The organism is Streptomyces sp. NPDC031554 (assembly GCF_055580685.1).
Window position 1 is genome coordinate 330,983 of the sequence record NZ_JBVIKX010000004.1, and the last position, 19,721, is coordinate 350,703.

The 19,721-nt window shown below is 73.0% G+C and carries 19 protein-coding genes; 8 read left to right on the forward strand and 11 right to left on the reverse strand.

Going from position 1 to position 19,721, the window contains the following annotated elements:
- Positions 1 to 263: 263 nt before the first annotated feature.
- Positions 264 to 731, reverse strand: a complete 468-nt coding sequence (locus ACZ5FU_RS13465; protein ID WP_468834801.1) for a PIN domain-containing protein — start codon at positions 729 to 731, stop codon at positions 264 to 266.
- Positions 721 to 990 (reverse strand): type II toxin-antitoxin system Phd/YefM family antitoxin, encoded by a 270-nt coding sequence (locus ACZ5FU_RS13470; protein ID WP_451525992.1) that lies wholly within the window; start codon positions 988 to 990, stop codon positions 721 to 723. Before ACZ5FU_RS13470 ends, ACZ5FU_RS13465 begins: the two co-directional genes overlap by 11 nt.
- Before the next feature lie 485 nt (positions 991 to 1,475).
- On the opposite strand from ACZ5FU_RS13470, the gene ACZ5FU_RS13475 reads away from it, so the two are divergent.
- Entirely contained in the window at positions 1,476 to 1,997 is a 522-nt protein-coding gene (locus tag ACZ5FU_RS13475) for an SMI1/KNR4 family protein (RefSeq protein ID WP_468834805.1), read from the forward strand.
- A 389-nt stretch (positions 1,998 to 2,386) separates the two neighbouring features.
- Here the strand turns inward: ACZ5FU_RS13475 and ACZ5FU_RS13480 are convergent, their stop codons facing one another.
- Positions 2,387 to 4,063: an RNase H family protein gene (locus ACZ5FU_RS13480; protein ID WP_469045348.1), complete on the reverse strand. Its 1,677-nt coding sequence runs from the start codon at positions 4,061 to 4,063 to the stop codon at positions 2,387 to 2,389.
- Between the two features lie 296 nt (positions 4,064 to 4,359).
- Positions 4,360 to 4,977 (reverse strand): hypothetical protein, encoded by a 618-nt coding sequence (locus ACZ5FU_RS13485; protein WP_468834811.1) that lies wholly within the window; start codon positions 4,975 to 4,977, stop codon positions 4,360 to 4,362.
- Between the two features lie 282 nt (positions 4,978 to 5,259).
- On the opposite strand from ACZ5FU_RS13485, the gene ACZ5FU_RS13490 reads away from it, so the two are divergent.
- The gene (locus ACZ5FU_RS13490; protein ID WP_469045406.1) at positions 5,260 to 7,437 is read left to right on the forward strand and encodes an N-6 DNA methylase; all 2,178 of its coding nucleotides are present in this window, start codon (positions 5,260 to 5,262) and stop codon (positions 7,435 to 7,437) included.
- 264 nt (positions 7,438 to 7,701) lie between these two features.
- Positions 7,702 to 8,370 (forward strand): hypothetical protein, encoded by a 669-nt coding sequence (locus ACZ5FU_RS13495; protein ID WP_451525996.1) that lies wholly within the window; start codon positions 7,702 to 7,704, stop codon positions 8,368 to 8,370.
- Between the two features lie 181 nt (positions 8,371 to 8,551).
- On the opposite strand, the gene ACZ5FU_RS13500 is transcribed toward ACZ5FU_RS13495, so the two are convergent.
- The gene (locus ACZ5FU_RS13500; protein ID WP_451525997.1) at positions 8,552 to 9,106 is read right to left on the reverse strand and encodes a hypothetical protein; all 555 of its coding nucleotides are present in this window, start codon (positions 9,104 to 9,106) and stop codon (positions 8,552 to 8,554) included.
- Positions 9,107 to 9,257: 151 nt separating this feature from the next.
- Between ACZ5FU_RS13500 and ACZ5FU_RS13505 the strand changes: the two genes are divergently transcribed.
- Both ACZ5FU_RS13505 and ACZ5FU_RS13510 read left to right on the forward strand, forming a co-directional pair.
- A complete protein-coding gene (locus ACZ5FU_RS13505; protein WP_469045349.1) occupies positions 9,258 to 9,653 on the forward strand; it encodes a hypothetical protein in 396 nt (131 codons plus the stop codon).
- 254 nt (positions 9,654 to 9,907) lie between these two features.
- On the forward strand, positions 9,908 to 10,171 hold the full coding sequence (locus ACZ5FU_RS13510; RefSeq protein WP_468646165.1) for a LapA family protein: 264 nt from the start codon (positions 9,908 to 9,910) through the stop codon (positions 10,169 to 10,171).
- Positions 10,172 to 10,258: 87 nt separating this feature from the next.
- On the opposite strand, the gene ACZ5FU_RS13515 is transcribed toward ACZ5FU_RS13510, so the two are convergent.
- From ACZ5FU_RS13515 to ACZ5FU_RS13525, 3 genes are all read right to left on the reverse strand, one after another.
- A complete protein-coding gene (locus ACZ5FU_RS13515) occupies positions 10,259 to 10,606 on the reverse strand; it encodes a hypothetical protein (RefSeq protein ID WP_469045350.1) in 348 nt (115 codons plus the stop codon).
- A 29-nt stretch (positions 10,607 to 10,635) separates the two neighbouring features.
- On the reverse strand, positions 10,636 to 11,037 hold the full coding sequence (locus ACZ5FU_RS13520; RefSeq protein ID WP_451526001.1) for a winged helix-turn-helix transcriptional regulator: 402 nt from the start codon (positions 11,035 to 11,037) through the stop codon (positions 10,636 to 10,638).
- Between the two features lie 131 nt (positions 11,038 to 11,168).
- Positions 11,169 to 12,371, reverse strand: coding sequence for an MFS transporter (locus tag ACZ5FU_RS13525; RefSeq protein WP_451526002.1), 1,203 nt, complete (start codon positions 12,369 to 12,371; stop codon positions 11,169 to 11,171).
- Between the two features lie 100 nt (positions 12,372 to 12,471).
- Between ACZ5FU_RS13525 and ACZ5FU_RS13530 the strand changes: the two genes are divergently transcribed.
- On the forward strand, positions 12,472 to 13,470 hold the full coding sequence (locus ACZ5FU_RS13530) for an ArsR/SmtB family transcription factor (RefSeq protein WP_451526003.1): 999 nt from the start codon (positions 12,472 to 12,474) through the stop codon (positions 13,468 to 13,470).
- A gap of 111 nt (positions 13,471 to 13,581) precedes the next feature.
- Positions 13,582 to 14,085: a glutathione peroxidase gene (locus ACZ5FU_RS13535; protein WP_451526004.1), complete on the forward strand. Its 504-nt coding sequence runs from the start codon at positions 13,582 to 13,584 to the stop codon at positions 14,083 to 14,085.
- Between the two features lie 227 nt (positions 14,086 to 14,312).
- On the opposite strand, the gene ACZ5FU_RS13540 is transcribed toward ACZ5FU_RS13535, so the two are convergent.
- The 3 genes from ACZ5FU_RS13540 to ACZ5FU_RS13550 all read right to left on the reverse strand — a co-directional run bounded on the left by ACZ5FU_RS13540 (position 14,313) and on the right by ACZ5FU_RS13550 (position 16,628).
- On the reverse strand, positions 14,313 to 14,504 hold the full coding sequence (locus tag ACZ5FU_RS13540) for a DUF397 domain-containing protein (protein ID WP_451526005.1): 192 nt from the start codon (positions 14,502 to 14,504) through the stop codon (positions 14,313 to 14,315).
- A gap of 244 nt (positions 14,505 to 14,748) precedes the next feature.
- A complete protein-coding gene (locus tag ACZ5FU_RS13545) occupies positions 14,749 to 15,606 on the reverse strand; it encodes a helix-turn-helix domain-containing protein (RefSeq protein WP_451526006.1) in 858 nt (285 codons plus the stop codon).
- Positions 15,607 to 15,872: 266 nt separating this feature from the next.
- Entirely contained in the window at positions 15,873 to 16,628 is a 756-nt protein-coding gene (locus tag ACZ5FU_RS13550) for a GOLPH3/VPS74 family protein (protein ID WP_451526007.1), read from the reverse strand.
- Positions 16,629 to 16,773: 145 nt separating this feature from the next.
- Between ACZ5FU_RS13550 and ACZ5FU_RS13555 the strand changes: the two genes are divergently transcribed.
- Entirely contained in the window at positions 16,774 to 19,578 is a 2,805-nt protein-coding gene (locus ACZ5FU_RS13555; RefSeq protein ID WP_469045351.1) for a D-alanyl-D-alanine carboxypeptidase family protein, read from the forward strand.
- The last annotated feature ends 143 nt before the right edge of the window (positions 19,579 to 19,721 follow it).

A 19,721-nucleotide genomic window follows, 5' to 3' on the forward strand; every position in this document is an offset into this window, starting at 1 on the left:
TCCACGGCCGGCATCAACGACGCCGGACGGAGTCGTACCTCAGCATCCCTGTCCGGCCGCCGTGCCGGTGAGCAGTGGCGGCAGGGAGGGCACGGGCCGAACCCCTGAAGCGGTTGTCGCAGGTTCGCGTCCTGCCGGGGGGACACGGCGCAGGGCCGGTTCGAAGGGCTTGGTACCCCCAACCGGTCCTGTCGCATGATCACGTCTGTGCCACGCGCGGACCATGAAGTCCGGTGTGCTTCCACCGCACCGGTGCCCTGCCGTCAGCCTTCGTGGGGCACCCTCGGGCGGGTGACCGGCACGACGGTGAGGAGGTCGTCCAGTGCTTTGAAGTCGTCGGGATTGGTCGTGAAGAGGGGGAGACCCTCGGCCACGGCGATGGCAGCGATCATCAGGTCGGCCACCCGGCGGCGCGGCTTACGGCCGGCGCCGATCACTGCGGCACAGATACGGCCGTAGACGCGAGCCGCTTCGGCATCGAAGGGGATGGGGTCGAACTCGTTCTCGGCGCGTTGCAGGACGTCGAGCCTGCGGGCGCGTTCGGCGTGCTCGTCGTAACTGCTCTGTTCGTCGTTGCGACGGACCTCGTGCGGACCTGCGGACAGCTCGGCCAGGGTGATGGCGGTGATCGCCATTTCGTCCGGCAACTCCTCGGGGGCCACCCAGCGGCGCAGAATCATGATGTCGGTGTCGAGAAGGCCCTGTTGATACGTCGAGCGGTCAACGGTCATAGGGATCGTCCAGGTAGGTGTCGGCCGTGGCGTCCTGATCGGCGCGGAACCTGTCGAGGTCGATGCCGGGGGCGGTCCTGGACATCGCGACGAACTCCTGGCGGGAGACGAACCGACGGCGTCGACGCAGCGGGACGAGCCGGCCGATCGGATGTCCGTCGCGGGTGACGGTGAACGACTGACCGCCCTGTATGGCATCCATGATCTCTCGGGACCGGCTGCGCAGATCCCGTTGGGTGATTTCGGGCTGAACGCTCATATCAACCAAGGTAGCACCCGGTGCCACCAGGTAGCACGTGACGGCCGACGGCCTGTGCCGACAGATCTTCGGACGTGACAGCCGACGGCCGGGTACGGCCTTCGCCGACTGCTCGGCTGGAGCCACGGGTGAGAAGGCACCTGGCATCCACCGTTGCCGTCAACGATGTCGGACGGGTGCCACGCCGGTGACTCCCACTGATCGTCGCGCCGGTGGACGGCAGCGGTCGGACCGCGCTCGGACCGAACTTCTCAAGCGGGTGTCGCGGGTTCGCGTCCTGCCGGGGGTACAAGAGAAGGGCCGGCTCAGGAGGGTTTCCTCCAGGGCCGGCCCTTCGTCGTGTCCGAGGTCGTGCCGCACGCGTGCCGCTGACGTCGCACGGACGCCTTGTTTCCTGTGGTCCTCTCTCTGGATCACGGGTCGCGGTCACCCGGGCAGTGCGGGATCGGGATGATCGGTCGTCGTCGAAGAGGGCGGAGAGGGACATGCAGATGTGGATGCTCATCGGCGAACTGATGCGCGTCAGGACGCGCGAACACCTCGCCTCCTCTCCCCTGCACCCGGAAGAAATGCCCGGGCTCAGGCGCCCGGCGACCCCCGCGCAGGTGGAGCGTCTGCAAGTCTTGGCCGGCCAGCCACTGGATCCGTCGTACCGGCACTTTCTGTCCCTGACGGACGGGCTGGACGGATTCCCGTACACGATGCCGCTCCTGGGGTGCCGCGACTGGGACGATCCGGAGCGGAGCGGGCCGGTCTCCAGGTTCCGCGACATCACCGTGGAGGCAGGTCCACCGGCCGAGGTCGGACTGCCGGAAGGGACGCGTGTCTTCCCGGTCCACGGCGACGTCGACGGATCCGCGGGCATCCTGATGCTTCATCACGGCGACGAGGCCCTGGAACGCTTCTGGTGGAGCAGTGAGGGGGACGACATGTTCTTCCACACCTTCCGTGATCCTGTCGACTGCGTCGCGGACGGTTCCTGCAGTCCCCGGCACCTCTTCGGCTGACCTGGTCGCCCTTCGCACCGTCGGCGTCATCCTCTCCGCCCCGAGATCCGTCCGCCGCAGTCGCCCGGCGGCTGCCGGCATGGCGGGGATGTCTTCGGCGGAGGTCACGGGCTCGGTCTCCTTCTGCTCGGACCGTGGTTCAGCCCGCTCGGACCGTGGCGCAGCGGATGCGGGCGCGCGGTCGGTCTCGGGTTCGCCCACGGTGCCGCGGTGCTGGAGCGGCGTGGAGGACGATGATCCGGTCGCGTGGGGTGGTGCTCATGTGTGTCACCTCCCTCGCGGTGCCCCGAAGGGCGCTGCGCCGGGCGTGTGCCCGTACGCCGGTCAAGGAAGGTGTGATGGCCGCCCGGTGACGCGCAGTCAGGCGGTCGGGTCGAAGTCCGTCGAGGTCAGGCGGCGGCCAGGCCTAGCGTCCGGTCGGAGGTGGTGGAGCGCAGGATCCGCTCCTCTTGCCTGCGGGCGGCGGAGGCGGCGACGCGGCCGGTGACGCGCCGGACGGCGAGGCCGGCGAGGGCGTCGGCGGTTTCGTTGAGGTCATGTCCGATGTGACCCTTGAGCCAACGGACCTGGAGGCGGTGGCGATGGGGCACCAGGCGGTCCAGGAGTTCCCTGCCCTCGGGGAAGAGGACGGTGCGGTGGGCGGCCGCCGGATCGGCGTTCGTCAGGGCCAGGTTCACCGCCCCGACGGCCTCGGTGCTGTCGCACAGGACGACCACGGGGGTTTCCGGGTGGCGGTCCAGGAGGCTGAGGGCTGCCCGGCAGACACCGATGACCTCGGCCTCGCCGCTGCACGAGGCCATCGAGTCGCCGTATCCGGTCGTTCCGTCCTCGGCGGCCCAGCCGTAGCCGCACAGCGCGGACTCGTCGCCGACCGCGGCGTCGGCGACGGCCACCGCGGCGCGGCTCGGGGAGTCGTCGAGGATGGCGTAACGCTCCTTGTAACCGGGCGTGAGACCCTCCGGACCGTCGCCGCCGTCGCCGTGGTCGCCGTCACCGTCGCCGTGGTCGCCGTCGCCGTCCTGGGACGTGTCGGCGGACGCGTCCTCGGTGAGGTGGGCGGCGAGGGTCCGGTGGCACCGCGGGCAGCCGTCGGCCCGCGCGTCGCAGTCCGCCCGGTGCTCGGTGGCCAGCCGGCCGGCCCGCTGCCACAACTCGGGCTCTTCCGCGGAGAAGCGCAGGAGAGCCGCGACGCGGCACCGCGCGATGAGCTCCGCGAGGGGCCCGTCGGCCGCACGGTCCCGGATCCGGTCGTGGAGGTCGGCGATCCGGTGCTTGGCCTCGCGGGCGCGGGCCGCGAGGATCGCGGCGTCCTGGTAGGCGTCGTCGAGCGCGTCGAGCTGCGCCCGGCGGGCGGTGAGAGGACGGGCGAGGACCTGGCGTTCGGCCTGGGCGATGGCGTAACGGCCCCAGGCCAGCGCCGTACGGGCGTGCCGGCCCCACCGTTCGACCACCGCGTCGTGCGCGAGGTGCGGGTTCTCCCCCTCCCGGGCGTCGCGCAGGAGAGCCTGGACGAAGGCGTCGTCGTGGCACTCCAGCAGTTCGCGGACGGCTGCCGGCGGTTCGGCGGCCGCCGGACCCCGTCGCCAGGCCCACAGGGCGAGATCGTCGTCCGGCGCCGGCACGTCGGCGGTCCACGATCCGTGGTCGGCGAGCACCTCCCGCAGGGCCCGGCCGTACGCTTCGGGATCCGCTGCGCGTGCCACGCGCAGCTCGAGCGGCTCCAGCGGGGGCCTGCGACGGTCCTCGAGGCGGCGCGCACGCTGCTCCTTGCACACGGCCTCGGCCTCGGACCGTGCCCGGCGCACCCTGCGTGCGTGTTCGCGCAGGTGTCGCAGCCGGCGGGGCGCCGACAGCCCGGAAAGCTCGGTGCGCCTGACGTCCCCACGGGCGATGACGTCGGCGTGGGCCAGCGCGACGGCGATGGGCCCGGCGAGCGAAGGGTGGGCCAGGGCGGCGGCGGTCTCCGGGGAGGCCATGCCGTTCATGCGTGCGAGGGCGGCGTCCTGCAGCGCGGTGAATTCTTCGGCGTAGTGCTGGACCAGCTCGGTGTGCGGGGTGATCGTCACGGTGACCTTCCAAGTCACGAGCGGGGTGACCGGTCTGGGAAGCAGGGGTGTGGTGCCCGGGCGGGACGGCTCTCCGGACGACCTTCTGCCGTCACTGCCGTCACTGCCGTCGCCGTCGTCGCTTTCGTCTCCGTCGTCGCTCTCGTCTCCGCCGTCCTCGGCGGGTCGTCGGCCGTGCCGGGATCTCCCGGCGGAGGTGGGCCGGCGACGGCGCCTGGTCAGGAGAACCGCCGGGCGCGACAGGCGCGTTCGGAACGGCACGGGCTACGGCTACGGCTACGGCTACGGCTACGGCATCAGTAGTTGCCGTTGCTCAGGAGGTCGCCGTCGGCGTTGTAGACGGTGACGAGGCCGTTCTTGCTGTCCTTCCCCCGACTGGACTGGAAGTCGGCGAAGGCCGAGGCGAGCAGCTTGGCGTTGCCGGCGTCCGCGCTGATCATGTCCCCGGTGTAGTCCGTGTAGATGTCGGCCGTGTCCAGGATGTCGTTGTTCTCGTCGGCGCCCTGGACCTTGGTGACGTGCGTCGCCGCCTCCTGCGTCTTCGCGGACTCGTGCTTCTTCACGTACGCCTTGAAGGCGTCGGCGGTGGACTGCCGGGGCTCGGTGGTCCCGGCGGAGTCGGTGCCCTTGGTGGCCCCACCGTTCTTGGAGGACCCACCGTCCTTGTCGGAGCCGCCGCCCTTGGTGGAGCCGGTGGACGCGGCGGAGGACGGGGTGCCGGCCGAGGAGTCGTCCGAGCCGGCCCCCGCCACGGACGCGACACCACCGATCACGATCACGGCCAGGACGCCGAGGCAGCCCAGCTTGGTCTTGGACCGCTTCTTCGGCGGCACGGGAGGCTGCGCGTAACCCGGCTGCTGCGGGTAGCCCGGCTGCTGCGAGTGGTCCGGCTGCTGCGGGGGCTGGGTGGTCATCTGGGTTCCTCCTGTTGCGAGGCGCGAGGCGCGATGTGCAATGCGCGATGTGCGAGGGCGGTGAGTGGAGAGATCCGATGCGCGGCACGGACCCGACAGAGCGCCCCGCACTGACGCTTCCAATCGGAAGCGAGAACAGATAAGCACAGCACTGAAAGCATCGTCAATCGCACTGTCAGACTTGACGGCCCCTGTAAGGTGTTAACCGTCCACCACCCCACAGACCCGAGAGGTGGGGAACCCCACCCCATGCCCCAGCAGCCACCAGCGCCCTCGGCGCACGTGACGGCCGCCGAGATCTCCCGCATCGCAGGGGTCACACGCGCCACCGTCAGCAACTGGCGCCGCCGCCACGACGACTTCCCGGCCCCCAGCGCGGGCACGGAGACCAGCCCGCTCTACGACCTGACGGCCGTCCAGGCCTGGCTGCGGGCGCGTGGGCACACCTCCGCCGCCTCGCCGACCGAGGAACTGCGTACCGCGCTACGGCTGCTGGGGCCCGGCTCGGGTGTGGCCGCGCGGCTGTTCCCGCTGGTGGCCGCCGCGTCCCGGCGCACGCCGGAGGAGCTGGCCGAACTCGCCGCCCTGTCCGACGACGGGCTGGTGGCGCGGGCGGAGAGGACCGCGGCCGAACTCCCGGTCGCCGTGCCCGAGGCCGAGCCGTCCCGCTACGGTCCGGACGACGTGGGCGTGCTCCGCGCCCTGCTGGGCTGCGTCCGTGAGGCGGGGGCGCAGGCCGCCGCCGACGTCCTGGCCGAACGCGAACTGGACGAGAGCGCCGCGAGCGGCGTCTACCAGACCCCGGAGGGCCTGGCCCTGCTCATGGCACGGCTCCTGCCCGCCGGCGCGTCCCGCGTCCTCGACCCCGCCTGCGGCAGCGGCACGCTCCTCGCCGCCGCCGCCCGGCAGGGCGCGCGGGAGCTGTACGGGCAGGACTCGCTCGCCGTCCAGGGCCGGCGCACCGCGGTCCGGCTGCTGCTCGCCGCGCCCGGGGCCGAGACGACGGTCCGCGTCGGTGACAGCCTGCGCGCCGACGCCTTCCCCGACGTCACCGTGGACGCCGTCCTGTGCAATCCGCCGTTCGGCGACCGCGACTGGGGTCACGACGAGCTGGCCTACGACCCGCGGTGGGCGTACGGACTCCCCTCGCGCTTCGAGTCCGAACTGGCCTGGGTGCAGCACGCCCTCGCGCACCTGGAGCCCGGCGGCCACGCGGTCATGCTGCTGCCGCCCGCGCTCGCCTTCCGCTCCTCCGGCCGCCGCGTCCGCGCGGAACTCATCCGCGGCGGGGCCCTGCGCGCCGTCGTCTCCCTTCCGGCGCGTGCCGCGTATCCGCTCCACATCGGCCTGCAGGTCTGGGTGTTCCAGCGCCCCGAGCCGGGCGGCGCGGACCGTACGACGGTGCTGTTCGTCGACGGGGAGGGCGAGCAGCGGGACGACGCCGCGGGCACGCCGTCCGCCACCGACACGGCCGGCGCCGGCACCCGCCCCCGCCGCTCCGCCCCCGCCTCGGCCGCCTCCTTCGACTGGGCGGGGCTGACCGACCGGGTCCTCACCCAGTGGGCCGCGTTCACCAGCGCCCCCGACGCCTACGCCGACGAGCCCGGCGTCGCCCGCGCGGTGCCGCTCGTCGACCTCCTCGACGACGTCGTCGACGTCACCCCGGCCCGCCATGTCCGGGCGACCGCGGCCGACATCGACCCGGCCGCCCTGGCCCGCCGCGTCGACGACCTGCACGGGCGACTGGCCGAACAGGTCGCCGTCCTGACGGCCGCCTCCGCGTCCGGCGGGTGGCGGCCGTCCGGGGCCGCGGCCCGCGAGTGGCGTACGGCGACCGTCTCCGACCTGGCGCGCGGCGGGGCCCTGACCGTGCTGCGGGCGATTCCGTCCGGCACCCGGGGTTCCAAGGGCTCCGCCGCCCCCGCCACGGAGCGGCCGGTCCTCACCGCCTCGGACATCTCCGCCGGAAACCCCCCGTCCCCCAGGGCCGTCGGCCTCCACGCGGACGCCGCGCAGTCCGTCGCCGCCGGCGACGTCCTCGTACGCGCCCTCGGAGGCGGGGGCGACGCGGCCGCGATGACCCGGGTCGCGGACGACCGGGACGCCGGAGCCCTGCTCGGTCCGCACGTCCACCTCCTGCGCCCCGACCCGGCCCGCCTCGACCCGTGGTTCCTGGCCGGGTTCCTCGGCGCCGAGGACAACATCGCCTCCGCGTCCACCGGCTCCACTCTCGTGCACGTCACACCGGGCCGCCTGCGCGTACCGCTGCTGCCCCTGGAGGAACAGCGGCGCTACGGAGAGGCCTTCCGCCGCGTGTACGAGCTGCGGGCGGCCGTCCGCCGGACCGCCGACCTCGCCGCCGGCACCGCGGCCACCCTCACCACCGGCCTCACCGCCGGCGTCCTCCTGCCACCGGACGTCCCTGACGGCCCGGACGCCCCGGACAGCCGTTCCGCCTGAAACGCCCCACGCGACCCACGCGACCCACCGCACACGATCACACCGCATCCCTGCACGCCGCGGTCCCGCCCGGACCGCGGCGCCCGCAAGGCCGCGTGGCGGATGATCCGCCGCGAGGAGTGCCTGGACGTCGAGGTCTGATGCGTGTGCCCCGGCTGGGCGCCCCCGCTGGACGTGCCGGCCGGGGCGCCCTTCGAAGACCGTCGTGCACAGCCGAACCACGTTGTCCTCCTCGCGAGGTGCAACGGATCTGGAGGGGAAAGAATGAACCACGCGACAGACGAGCTCGAGCCGTCCCGGCTCCAGAAGGCCGTCGAGACGATCGCCATCACACCGGAAGCGGCTGCCAAGGTCGTGGACGGTTACCGTGCGACGTTCGAGGCCAAGTTCAAGCGGGAGCCCGAGAGCCCGGAGGACAAGCGCCGGATCGCGGCCAAGATAATCGGCCGGTACTCCAAACTCTCGGCGGCCGCCGGGGCGGTCACCGCGGCCCCCAGCGTGATTCCCGGGGTCGGGACGGCGGTCGCGGTCCTGGGCGGCGGTGTCACCGACATCGCCGCGGCGCTCAAGCTCCAGGTCGACATGTGCATGTGCCTGGTCGAGGTGTACGAGACCGAGCTGAGCGACGAGGACAAGAAGCACCTCGCCTTCGTGCTCGCGCTGGCGGGTTCGGTGGAGCAGATGGCGTCGAAGGGCGGCAAGGCGGCCGTCATGAAGATCGCCGAGAAGCTGGTCTACCAGTACCTGAAGGGGCCCGTCCTGGTCACGATCAAGCAGTTGTTCAAGCGGGCGTCCATCACCTTCACCCAGAAGGCGATGGCCAAGGCGATACCCGCCGGCGTAGGTGTCGTTTTCAGCAGCTCGACCAACTACGTCCTGACGACGGTGGTGGGCAAGGTCGCCGTCGCCGTCCTGGCCAAGGACGTGAAGTAGGAACGCCGCATCGCATCCGGTATCGCCGGCTCGGCTGCCGGAGCGGTGATCCGGGCGAACGTGACGGGGGTGCCCGGCCGCCCGTGCGACCGGGCACCCACCGGTCACGCGTGTACGGCTCGGACGGTCCGGCCGGCGGTCCACCCGTCACGGTGCCCGTCCCGCCGGAGGGCGGGCGGCGTCAGGGGCAGGTCTGCGGGGTCCCCTGCCCGCCGGCCCTCGCCTCCTCCAGCTCGGCCAGCCTGGCGAGGACACGTCCGGGGAGTTCCGCGGCTGTCAGCCGGAACGGACTCCAGCGATCCTTCGACTCGGGCTTCATCGACGCGGAGAAGCCGAAGCGTCCCCTGGTGTTGGGCTCGGGCACCATCCCGGCGAACGTGCCACTCGGTATCAGCCAGGCCGTCATCACCGCCCCCAGCTCGACGTCCACGGCGACGAACAGCATGTCCAGGTCGGTTCGCGGCTGGAAGGTCTGCGACCGGACGAAAGCCGTCAACCTGCCCTGCCGGACTTGCACCCCGGTGGACATGCGGGCCTTCACCTGCACCGCCAAGGTCACCGAGCTCCCCCGCCGGTGGAAGACGAGATCCACGCCCTCGTCGTCCACCAGCGAGGTGGAGACGTTCAGTTCACCGCCGGTGGCGAGGATGCACGAGGCCGCGACCAGGTACTCGGCGGCCTTCCCCATCCGGGCGGCGGCCGGACTCTTGTCCAGGTACTCCTCGTCATCGCTCATGGCGGAAAGGTACTGACCGCCACCGGCAGCGACAATCCGTCCCCACGTGATCGCCGGGCCACGAACACCCCGCCGGACCCAGGGCGGATCGCGTCCCTCCCCGCAGGGAACCGGCGAATCGGCGGCCTACGGCACGGCCTTCCACGGCCCCGTGCCGGACCTCGTGGCCACGCAGATCCCCGACACGGCGGCCCCGGTGGTGAACTCGGCCTCGCCGGACGTCACGTCCGTGCCCGCGAGCACGTTGCCGCGCAACGCCGGACTCACCCTCGACGTGACGTCGTTCGTGGGCGTCAACCGCTTCAGCCTGACCGTGTACGACGCGAGCGGCGCTCCCGTCAACGGCATGTCCGGCGGCATCCCTTCCGTGACGAACGGCCCGCTCGGACTGAACGTACCCCTCCAACAGGGCCTCCCCGAGGGCGAGTACACGGTCGGCTCCACCCTCACGGACGCGGGTGGCCTCCGCGCACAGTACGGCTGCCCGGGCGGCCACAGCCTGCCCGTGCCGGGCGGACCGCTGCTCATCACGGTGACCGACGGCTGAGAGCGGCGGCCGGGCCGGCGAGCGCTCACCTGCCCTGCGGCGGTCGGGCCACATCCCTCGTCCGGGCACCGCCGCGGTGGTCGCCGTACGGCGGCGGAGCAGCGACCACCGCGGCTCCGGCCGACCGCGCCGACGTCGCGTCGGGAGGCGTGCGGAGACGGCCCCCGGCCGGGGACGAGGTGCTCGGTGGCGGGCCGCGGGCGGGGAGGGGACGCTGGTGGTGGGGGCACCGTGAGGCGAGGGAGAGAGACCCCATGGCTCAGAGCAAGGACCACGAGGTCCGCACGCCGTTCCTTTCCCGGCCCGGCGTCCGCCGCCTCGCACCGTTCGCCGTGACCACCGTGATCGCCCTGATCTTCATCTTCGAGAACCGCGCGAGCGTCGACATACGGCTTCTCGTCCCGACCGTGACCATGCCGCTCTGGGGCGCCCTCCTGATCGCCTGGGGGCTCGGCATGCTCGCCTGCTTCCTCAGCGTGCACCGGCGGTCGAAGGAGCGGTCGCGACGGGGGAGGTGAGGAGCGGCGGCGTCCGCGCGCTCCTCGGACCGGGCCCGATGCGGGGCCCGGCGGGCCGGCGGGCCCGCGGCGGTTCGGCGGACGCGTTCAGTACACGTGGACCCGCCACCGCTCCACCCACCGCAGCCACGCGCCGCCCGTGCCCCGCACCTGGACGCGGTCGGGCTCGACCTGCCAGGCGGTGCCGTAGAGGGTGGCGTCGGGGAGGTCGACACGGACGGTGTCGAGGGGCTCCAGGTCGTCGTCGAGGGGGCGGGACCAGGTGTGCGCGCAGTGGTCGCAGGTGTGGGCGACGGCCGTGTGGGGGCCGGTCGCCGGGGTCGGGGTGCCCGGACGGAACGCCCGGGTGCGGCAGCGGGGGCAGGGATCGGCCGTCCCGGTGCCCGTGTCCCGGGCCGTCGTCGGGTCCTCCGGCACGCGGGGCACGCGGAGCACGCGGCGGCGGAAGGCGAACGGTCCGCGTCTCAAGCCGACGACGCCCGCTTCGCGTCGTACTCCTCGCGGGCCCTCTCCACCGCCGGCATGCGTTCGTCGACCCATCGGCCCAGGGCGCGGACCTGTTCGGCGGCCTCCCGGCCGAGGGGGGTCAGGGAGTAGTCGACGCGGGGCGGGATGACGGGTTTGGCGTCGCGGTGGACCAGGCCGTCGCGTTCCAGCGTCTGCAGGCTCTGGGTCAGCATCTTCTCGCTGACCCTGCCGATCGCCCGGCGCAGTTCGCTGAACCGGTAGGAGCGGTCCAGCAGGGCGATCAGGATCAGGGTGCCCCAGCGGCTGGTGACGTGCTCCATGACCAGGCGGTGGGGACACGGGCCGTCGCCGTTCTCGCCGCGGACGCGGTCCATGAAGGTCAGGTCGCTCGCTCCCATGACCGTACGGTACCGGGGAGACGGCACTTTCCCGCAGTGAGCGCCGGATGCCGGGGCGCCCGCGCGCCTGACGACGACGCGCGCCACCGCGCGGGCGGCGGGTCCGCCGCACCAGGGGTCCCGCGCGCGGGTCACGTGCCGCACCCGTCGGCGACGCGGGCTTCGGCGGGGCCGCGGACCCGTCGGCGGGAGGCCGCCGCCAGGGTCAGGGTCACCGTGAGCGACGCGAGTGCCAGCACGGTCGTCGCCGTCGCGGGCGAGGTGAGTTCGGCCACCGTGCCCGCCGCGGCCGCGCCGACGCCCTGGAAGGTGAGCATCCCGGCCGAGTGCAGTCCGAGGGCGTGGCCGGCGAGTCCGGGGGGCGTGCGGGCCATGAGGTGTTCCTGCTGGACCAGGCTCGCGCCGAAGCCGACCGAGGCGAGCGTGGCGCAGAGCGCGGCGACGGGCAGCGGCGGGTGCAGGACGAAGAAGGCGTACGGGGCCGCCAGGAGCAGCAGGAGGGGGGTGGCCAGGCGGGTGCGGACGGCGGGCGGGAGCAGCCGGCCCACGGCGAGGTCGCCGGCCAGCATGCCCAGCGCCGCGCACGCGAACAGGGTGCCCGCGGCGCCGGGGTCGTACGACACGAAGAGGGCCTCGCAGCCGACGACCAGGCCGTTGGGGAGCCACAGGCCGAGGTAGACCAGGCGGCGGGGGCGGGACGACCACAGGACGGCGTTGGCGCGCCAGGTCGCCGCGACGGAGGGGCGGCCCGCGGCGCGGGGCGGGCGGCCGGTCAGGCCGAGACGGGCGGTCGCGCTCGCGGTGGCGTGCAGGAGGGCGGCCAGGAGGAGGACGGTGTGGGGGGAGAGGGCGGCGACGAGGACGCCGCCGAGGGCGTAGCCGGTGATCTGCGTCAGCCCGCTCATCATGTTGAAGACCGAACGGCCGGGCAGGTAGCCGCCCTCGGGGAGGATCTCGTGGAGCAGCCCCCAGCGGACCCCGCCGCCGAGCGCCGCGACCAGGCCCGTCGCGAGGACGACCGCGAAGACCGCCGCGACCGGCAGGCCGGGCACGGCGAGGACGGCCGTGAGGGCGGCGAAGGCGAGGGAGAGGCCGGCCAGGGCGGTTCTCGGCGGGAGGCGGTCGGCGCCGGAGAGCAGGAGGGTCGCGCCCAGGACCTGGACGAGGGAGGGACCGAACATGCTCACCGCCGACAGCAGCGGTGAACCGGTGGCCCGGTGGACGAGGGTGCCCAGGGCGAGACCCGCGGCGGTGTGCGCGGCGGTGTGGGCGGCGGAGGAGAGCAGGAGCGGGGTGAACTCGGGGGTGCGCAGGAGGTGCCGGTAGCCGGTCATGCGGGGAGTCTCGGGCGAGGGCGGGCGCGGTCGTTACTGTTTCGCGGGGGCGCGAAACGTCGTGCGTCCCGTGTCGTGCGCGGGGCGGGGCGGGGGCTTCATGGGCTGGTGGCAGGTGGACGCCGACACGCTGGCGGGCAGCCGGTTCGTGGTCTCGCCGCTGGCCGAGACCTTCGCGTGCCTGAAGCTGCTGCACGCGGGGGCGGGCGCGCATCCCGGCGAGACGGCGTGGCTGCGGGAGTGGCTGCCCGCCCATCGCGCCCGGCTGGCCGCCGACCCGGTCACCGCCGCGCTCGTGCGGGCCGGGCTCGGCCGGGACTGGATCGCGGACTTCCTCACTCCCACACCGGGGGACGGGGAGGGCTTCGAGGACGCCGTCGCCCGGGTCCGCGCGGTGCGGCCCGCCGACGCCCGCGCCCATCTGCGGACCTCCCTCGCCGGACCGCTGCCGGACCTCCTGGACCGCGACGACCTGCCCGGACGGGCGGCGGACCTGCTGACGTGGGTGTGGGAGAGCGCCGTACGGCCCTCGTGGGAGCGGCGGCGCCGGGTGCTGGAGGCGGACGTCGCCGCGCGGACCGCGCAGGTGAGCCGGGGCGGCTGGGCGGCCGTGCTGGACTCGCTGCGGCCGGGGACGCGCTGGCTCGGGGGGAGCCGGTTCCAGGTGAACCTGCACGAGTATCCGCCCCGGGAGATCTCCGGCGCGGAGCTGCTGTTCGTGCCGGTGACGCCGCGGACCGGGTGGGTGTCGTGGGAGGAGCGGGAGCGGTACGCCGTCGTCTACCCCTGTTCCGGGGTCCTCGCCGCCGACCGGCGCGGGCGGGACGTGCCGGCCGCGCTGAGCGCGCTGCTCGGGCCCGGCCGGGCGGCCGTCCTGGTCCTGCTCGGGCAGGGTCCGCTGAGCACGACGCAGCTGGTCGCGCTGACCGGGCAGGGGCTCGGGTCGGTCGGGCGGCACCTGCGGGTGCTGTGGGACGCGGGGCTGGTGGAGCGGGGCCGGGTCGGGCGGTCGGTGCTGTACTCGCGGAGCGGGGCCGGAGAGGTGCTGGTGCGGGCCCGGCAGGAGCCGGCACCCCGGGACGGCGGTGAGCGGCGGTGAGCGGCGGTGCCGAAGGTGCACGGGCCGGGCCGGGCGGGGCGGCGGGCCGGGCGGCGGGGCCGTCCGCGCAGCGCGTGTGTCGGCCGGTGGGGCTGGGGCTAGCATCCGGGGATGACTACTGATGCCGGTGCTTCCCCCCTCGATGTCGAGATCGGCGCCCTCAAGGGCGGTTCCGCGGACCTCTCGCAGTACGCGGGCCGGGCCGTCCTGATCGTGAACGTGGCCTCCAAGTGCGGCCTGACCCCCCAGTACAACGGCCTGGAGAAGCTCCAGGAGCGGTACGCCGCCCAGGGCTTCACCGTGCTCGGGGTGCCCTGCAACCAGTTCCTCGGGCAGGAGCCGGGCAGCGCCGAGGAGATCGCCGAGTTCTGCTCGGCGACGTACGGCGTGACCTTCCCGCTGACCGAGAAGACGGAGGTGAACGGGGACGGGCGGCACGCGCTGTACGAGCGGCTCGTCGGGTTCGCCGACGGCGAGGGGCACAGCGGGGACATCCGCTGGAACTTCGAGAAGTTCCTCGTCGGCCGGGACGGTGCCGTCGTCGCCCGCTTCTCGCCGCAGACCGAGCCGGAGTCGCCCGAGATCGTCGCCGCCATCGAGAAGCAGCTGGGCTGACCCGCCCGGCGGCGGGAACCGAGCCCTCTCGGCAAGGACGGCGAACTCGTCGAGAGGGCTTTCCCCGGTGCTTTCCATGACGCCGTACCGCGTGTGACGTCGTGCCGCATGCCACTCGTACCGCGTGTGACGTCGTGCCGCGTGTCACCCGTACCGCGTGGGCGGTGGTGCCGCGTGCGAAGTGGTCGGCCGTGGCACGGGGCAGGGGTCGGGAGGTCTCTCCCCCCTTACGCCTTGACCGACGCGACGAAGAGGTTCCACGCGTCGGCGGGGAAGCCCAGCACGGGCCCGTCCTGGACCTTGGAGTCCCGTACGGCCATGGCCGCGACGACCGGCGACCTGACCTCGACGCACGCGCCGTTGCCCGTCGAGTAGGAGGACTTGGTCCACGCGTCCGTGATGCCCTGACGAATTGCCATTTTTGCTCCGGATTGCCAGATGTGATGAGTTGCTGTCACCGCGCGGAGGGCCCGAACTGCGGGCCCGGGGCACGGTTTCCGCCAGCGGTGTTGCCCGGTGGCGTGATCGACGCTACTCGCCACCCTCGACGCCCGAAGCGACTATTCACTCGACCGGATGGCATATTCCAGGTGGGTCTTCCATCCCGACCGGACGGGGTGTACGGTGCGGCACTTTCCCGGCCGGGAGGCTCCCGGGAGCACGTCAGAGGGTGTACTGCTTGGCGATGTCGGCGATGAACTGGCGGGACTGGTCCACGTTCAGGGCCTGGGCCCGCAGGTGCTCGTACATCACGCTGTACTTCTGGACGTCGTTCGGCTTCTCCAGGTACAGGTCGCTGGTGACGCCCTCGATGTAGACCACGCTGGAGTCGGCCGCGTCGGGGAACTCCAGGATCGCGTACTGCCCGTTGAGGCCGGGGTGCGCGCCCATCTCGAAGGGGATCACCTGCACGGTGACGTGCGGCAGCCGCGACTGCTCGACGAGGTGCTCCAGCTGGTCGCGCATCAGCGACTTGCCGCCGACCACCCGGCGCAGCGCCGCCTCGTCCATCACCGTCCACAGGCGCAGCGGGTTCTCCTCGGAGCTGATGCGCTCCTGACGCCGCATCCGCACCTGGACCCGCTTCTCGATCTCGGCCGCCGCGGTCTCCGGCAGCGCCCCCGAGATCAGGGTCTCGGCGTACTGACGGGTCTGCAGCAGTCCGGGCACCACCTGCGGGTCGTACACGCGCAGGCTGGCCGCGTCCGTCTCCAGGCCGATGTACACGCTGTAGGGGACGTCGCCGAAGGCGTGCCACCAGCCCTGCTGGCGGGAGTCCTTCGCCATCTGCATCAGCGACTCGACGATCCGCTGGTCCTCCACCTCGTAGACCCCGCACAGGTCGCGCACGTCGCGCTGGCTGATGCTGCGCCTGCCGTTCTCGAGGCGGCTGATCTTCGACTGGGACACCAGGAGGCGGTCGGCGACCTGTTCGGCCGTCATGCCCTTGTCCTCGCGGAGTCTGCGCAACTCCTGCCCCAGCCGGCGCCGCCGGACGGTGGGATTGACATTCGACGCCACGGGACGTGCACCTCCGACTGCGTGCCTGAACCGACACTTTGCGTATCTGCTGTTGAGCAGACTGCCATCAAGGCACTTCACGGCGCTGGGAAACCAGGGATATGCGGCCGCCCCGCCGGCCCGTCCCCGGACATGCGTCCGCGCGGGGCGGCGGGCCGTGCGTCACGGGGACGTACGACGTCACCACCCCGCGCGGGCGCGGCGGCTCCCGAACGGGTCTGTCTCGGCCTCACGGCCTGGTGGCTGCGGTGTCGTGGGACCGCGGCTCAGTGCGCCACGACACGTGCCAGGGAACCTCGGTGCGGTTGCGCCGGAACACCACGGGCGGGCTCCGGAGCGGACCTGGCTCCCGGTCCGGCCTGACGGCCGGCCTGGGCCGGGTTGCGGCGCGGTTGTGCGACCGCGCCGTTCTGGACGTCCATCACGGCGTGCGCCACGAGACCGCCCATGGGGTCGTGCCTGATCAGGTCCCGCAACCGGGACCGGGACGAACGTCCCTCGTTCCCCGGGTACAGGTGCTTGCCGAGACCGACCGCGTGGGCCAGCGCGGCGAGCGCCGCCGTCCGCGGGTCCGGCGGAACGCCGGTGCGGATGGCCGTGTCCAGCCGGGCCTTGATCTCCCGGCTGATCGCCGTCTCCGTCGCCTGGTAGCGAGTCGTCGGCAGCACTCCGCACATCTGACCCGCCACGGCATGCACCATGCCGCACCGCTCCAGATGCGAGAGGTAGGTCTGACGGAGCCCCAGTCGGGGTCCGCCGATCCAATGGACGGCCCGTACGGGAGCGCCACGCCTTCGCAGCAACTCCAACGCGCAGTCCAGAGTCGGATCTCCGGTCGGCCGTGGGGACACCACGGCGATACGATCCCCGTCCGGGGCTATCCGTCCGGCCAGCGCCAGCTCCACTAGCTGTGCTCCGGCCAGACCAAGGTCGAGCGACTGCGGCTGTGCAGTGGTACCCGTGGCCGGGTCCAATGCCAGCAGAAGAAGCTCTTCCGGAATGGTTCTGCGGCTCCTGCCCATCCATGCCTCCCCGCGTGGATGAATGACAGGGTGACCCCTCTCACATTCATCTGTCGAGAGTGCGTGACCGGTTCGTAGTGGAACCAGTAGGTATGTCGTTCTCGTCTATCGCAGGAGCCAAGCCCACTACACAGGACACTGGTACATGGTTCGGACACTGCCGTACGGCGGGTCCCGGGCGGGCGGTTCACGGTTCGGCAGGCGCGCGGTGGGCGTGCGGCACAGCGAGGAGGCATCGGTGGCGGGCGAGTCCCCCGACAGGTCGAAGCAGCGCGAGTCGTCGGCGGAACCGACGTCGGGGAGCGCGGGAGCGGTTCCCGAGGCGCGCGATCCGCGGCTCGCGGTGGCGCGGGACGCCGAGGGCGCGTCCTCGGCGCCCTCGGCCGGGTCCCGGGGCGGGGTGGACACGGCGACACGGGTGTTCTCCGTACGGGAGTTGGCGACCGAGGAGTCGGACGAGACGCCGGCCGAGCAGGTGGCCGAGGCGTCGGAGCGGCCGGACACGGCGGACGAGGCCGCGGCCGATGAGGCCGGCGAGGAGTCCGCCGGGAGCCCGGCGGGCGTTCGCGGCCCGGAGGAGACCGAGGAGACCGGACGCGCCGCCGGAGGCTCCGCGGAGGGCGCCGAGGCGTCGAAGGAGGCCGCGGAGGCGGACGCGGACGCGGACACCGAGAGCGCGGACGCCGAGGAGGCCGACGCCTCCGGGGCGGCCGTGGGCGGCTCCGGAGGCCGTGACGACCGGCTGCGGGCGGCCGTGGCCGAGTGGGTGGCCTCCGCGGACGAGAAGTCGAACGAGACGCCGGACGAGAAGGCGGAGGGGTCCGACGAGGCGGAGGACTCCGCGCCCCGGGCCGCGTCCAAGACCGCGCCGAAGTGGGCGAAGGGCGACGAGAGGACGTCGGGCGGCGACGGGGGCGAGCGGCCCGGGGCCGACACCGTCGACGGGGACGAGGCACCCGAGGCCCGTACGGACTCCGGGACCGGCAGGACCGACGAGGCCGACGCCCCCGGGCTCGCCGCCGCGAAGACCGACGAACCGAAGACCGACGAACCGAAGGCGGTCGCCCCGAAGACGGACGCCCCGAAGGCGGACGAGACGGACGCGGCCGGCGCCACCGACGCGGACGCGGACGCGGCGGACGAGCCTCGGGACGACACCGTCGGCCAGGACACCGGGTCCGAGGCGGATGCGGATGCGGATGCCGACGAGTCCGGCTCCCCTGTCGACCAGCCCACCGCGGTCTTCAAGACCGTGCGGCCGCCTGCCGGGCGCGGGGTCGATCAGCCGACCACCATGCTGAAGCTGGGCGACGTCCCCAAGGCCGGGAAGCCCGCCGACGCGAAGGCCACGGAAGCCGAGCCCGGCACCGACGCGAAGGCCACGGAAGCCGACGCCGCTCCCCAGGCCGACGCCGGGACCGGAGCCGCGGCCGAGGCCGACTCCGAGTCCGGCCCCGCGCCCAAGACCGGAGCCACGCCCGAGACCGAGCCCAAGGCCAAGACCGAGCCCAAGGCCGACGCCGACGCCGACGCCCCCGCCGAGCGGGCCAGCAAGTTCGTCCCGCTCAAGCCGCTGGACGAGGCCGCCCGCCGGCCGGCGAAGCCCGCCGCCGACTCCACCGCCGTCGTGCCGCAGATCGGACCCGAGCGGACGACGCAGCAGCCGTTGCCGCCGAAGCCGCCGCTGGATCTGCTGGCCGAGCTGACGAACACCCCGCCGCCGCCGCCGACCCCGCTGCGGACGCTGGCCCGGCGGGTGAAGATCTGGACGCCGCTGGTCATCCTGATGGTGATCGCCTTTGCGATCGCGCAGGCCGTGAGGCCGCTTCCGGCGGCCGCGCTGACGCTCACCGCGGAGGACTCGTACACCTTCGAGGGCGGGAAGGTCTCGCTGCCGTGGCCGTCCGAGGGCCAGGGCGCGATGGACGTGGACGGCATCGGCACGATGGACGGCTTCGGCGACCGGAAGCCGGTCGCGATCGGCTCCGTCGCCAAGGCGATGACGGCGTACGTCGTCCTCAAGGACCACGCGCTGAAGTCCGGCGAGGAGGGCGAGAACGTCCCCGTCGACGCCACCGCCGAGACGGAGGGCGGCTACGACGCGGACGGCGAGTCCACGCTCAACACCGTCAAGGAGGGCGACAAGCTCACGCTCCGCCAGGCCCTCTCGGCGATCATGATCCCGTCGGCGAACAACATCGCGCGGCTGCTGGCCCGCTGGGACGCCGGCACGGAGGCGGAGTTCATCAAGAAGATGAACGCCGCCGCCGAGGACCTGGGGATGACGAACACCACGTACACCGACGCCTCGGGCCTGAAGGAGACCACCGTCTCCACCGCCGCGGACCAGGTGAAACTCGGCAACGAGCTGGTGAAGATCCCCGCCCTGATGGAGATCACCAAGCTGCCGGAGTGGACCGATCCCTCCGGTCAGAAGTGGCGCAACTACAACACGCTCGTCCCCTACGACAACGCCCTCGGCATCAAGACCGGCTCGACCACCAAGGCCGGCGGCAACCTGCTGTTCGCCGCCACCGAGGAGGTCGGCGGGGAGACCGTCACCGTCGTCGGCGCGATCCTCGGCCAGCACAAGTCGCCGATCATCGACACGGTGAACGCGGTCAGCAAGACCGCGCTGCTCGCCGCTCAGGACGCCCTGACCTCGGCGAAGATCCTGAAGAAGGGCGACATCGTCGGCTACGTGGACGACCGGATGGGCAACCACACCCCGGTCGTGGTGACGCAGGACGTCGCGGCGGTCGGCTGGGCCGGGCTGACGGTGAAGCTGTCCTTCACCGGCGGCGAGGTCCCGCACACCGCGAAGGCCGGCACCCAGGTCGGCACGCTGACGGTCGGCGACGGCTCCGGCGACGCGGTGAAGGTGCCCGTCTCGCTCCAGCGGGAGCTGACCGAGCCGGGCTTCACGGACAAGCTGACGCGCGTCGGCTGAGCCGCCGCACGCACCCCGTCGTGCACGCACCCCACCGGGCGGCTGCCCGGCGGGGTGCGTGCTAGCGTCACGAAACGGGACAGGTCGGCGGTCGCGGCGACGCGGCCGTGAAACGGTCGCGAACGGGACGCGCCGAGAGCGGA

What these genes read in the sequence shown, in the direction of transcription:
- ACZ5FU_RS13520 (WP_451526001.1), bottom strand. Translation starts at nt 11,037, where the DNA reads ATGGGAGCGAGCGACCTGACCTTCATGGACCGCGTCCGCGGCGAGAAC.
- ACZ5FU_RS13475 (WP_468834805.1), top strand. Translation starts at nt 1,476, where the DNA reads ATGCAGATGTGGATGCTCATCGGCGAACTGATGCGCGTCAGGACGCGC.
- ACZ5FU_RS13500 (WP_451525997.1), bottom strand. Translation starts at nt 9,106, where the DNA reads ATGAGCGATGACGAGGAGTACCTGGACAAGAGTCCGGCCGCCGCCCGG.
- ACZ5FU_RS13535 (WP_451526004.1), top strand. Translation starts at nt 13,582, where the DNA reads ATGACTACTGATGCCGGTGCTTCCCCCCTCGATGTCGAGATCGGCGCC.
- ACZ5FU_RS13525 (WP_451526002.1), bottom strand. Translation starts at nt 12,371, where the DNA reads ATGACCGGCTACCGGCACCTCCTGCGCACCCCCGAGTTCACCCCGCTC.
- ACZ5FU_RS13550 (WP_451526007.1), bottom strand. Translation starts at nt 16,628, where the DNA reads ATGGGCAGGAGCCGCAGAACCATTCCGGAAGAGCTTCTTCTGCTGGCA.
- ACZ5FU_RS13530 (WP_451526003.1), top strand. Translation starts at nt 12,472, where the DNA reads ATGGGCTGGTGGCAGGTGGACGCCGACACGCTGGCGGGCAGCCGGTTC.
- ACZ5FU_RS13485 (WP_468834811.1), bottom strand. Translation starts at nt 4,977, where the DNA reads ATGACCACCCAGCCCCCGCAGCAGCCGGACCACTCGCAGCAGCCGGGC.
- ACZ5FU_RS13510 (WP_468646165.1), top strand. Translation starts at nt 9,908, where the DNA reads ATGGCTCAGAGCAAGGACCACGAGGTCCGCACGCCGTTCCTTTCCCGG.
- ACZ5FU_RS13465 (WP_468834801.1), bottom strand. Translation starts at nt 731, where the DNA reads ATGACCGTTGACCGCTCGACGTATCAACAGGGCCTTCTCGACACCGAC.
- ACZ5FU_RS13555 (WP_469045351.1), top strand. Translation starts at nt 16,774, where the DNA reads ATGGTTCGGACACTGCCGTACGGCGGGTCCCGGGCGGGCGGTTCACGG.
- ACZ5FU_RS13540 (WP_451526005.1), bottom strand. Translation starts at nt 14,504, where the DNA reads ATGGCAATTCGTCAGGGCATCACGGACGCGTGGACCAAGTCCTCCTAC.
- ACZ5FU_RS13495 (WP_451525996.1), top strand. Translation starts at nt 7,702, where the DNA reads ATGAACCACGCGACAGACGAGCTCGAGCCGTCCCGGCTCCAGAAGGCC.
- ACZ5FU_RS13470 (WP_451525992.1), bottom strand. Translation starts at nt 990, where the DNA reads ATGAGCGTTCAGCCCGAAATCACCCAACGGGATCTGCGCAGCCGGTCC.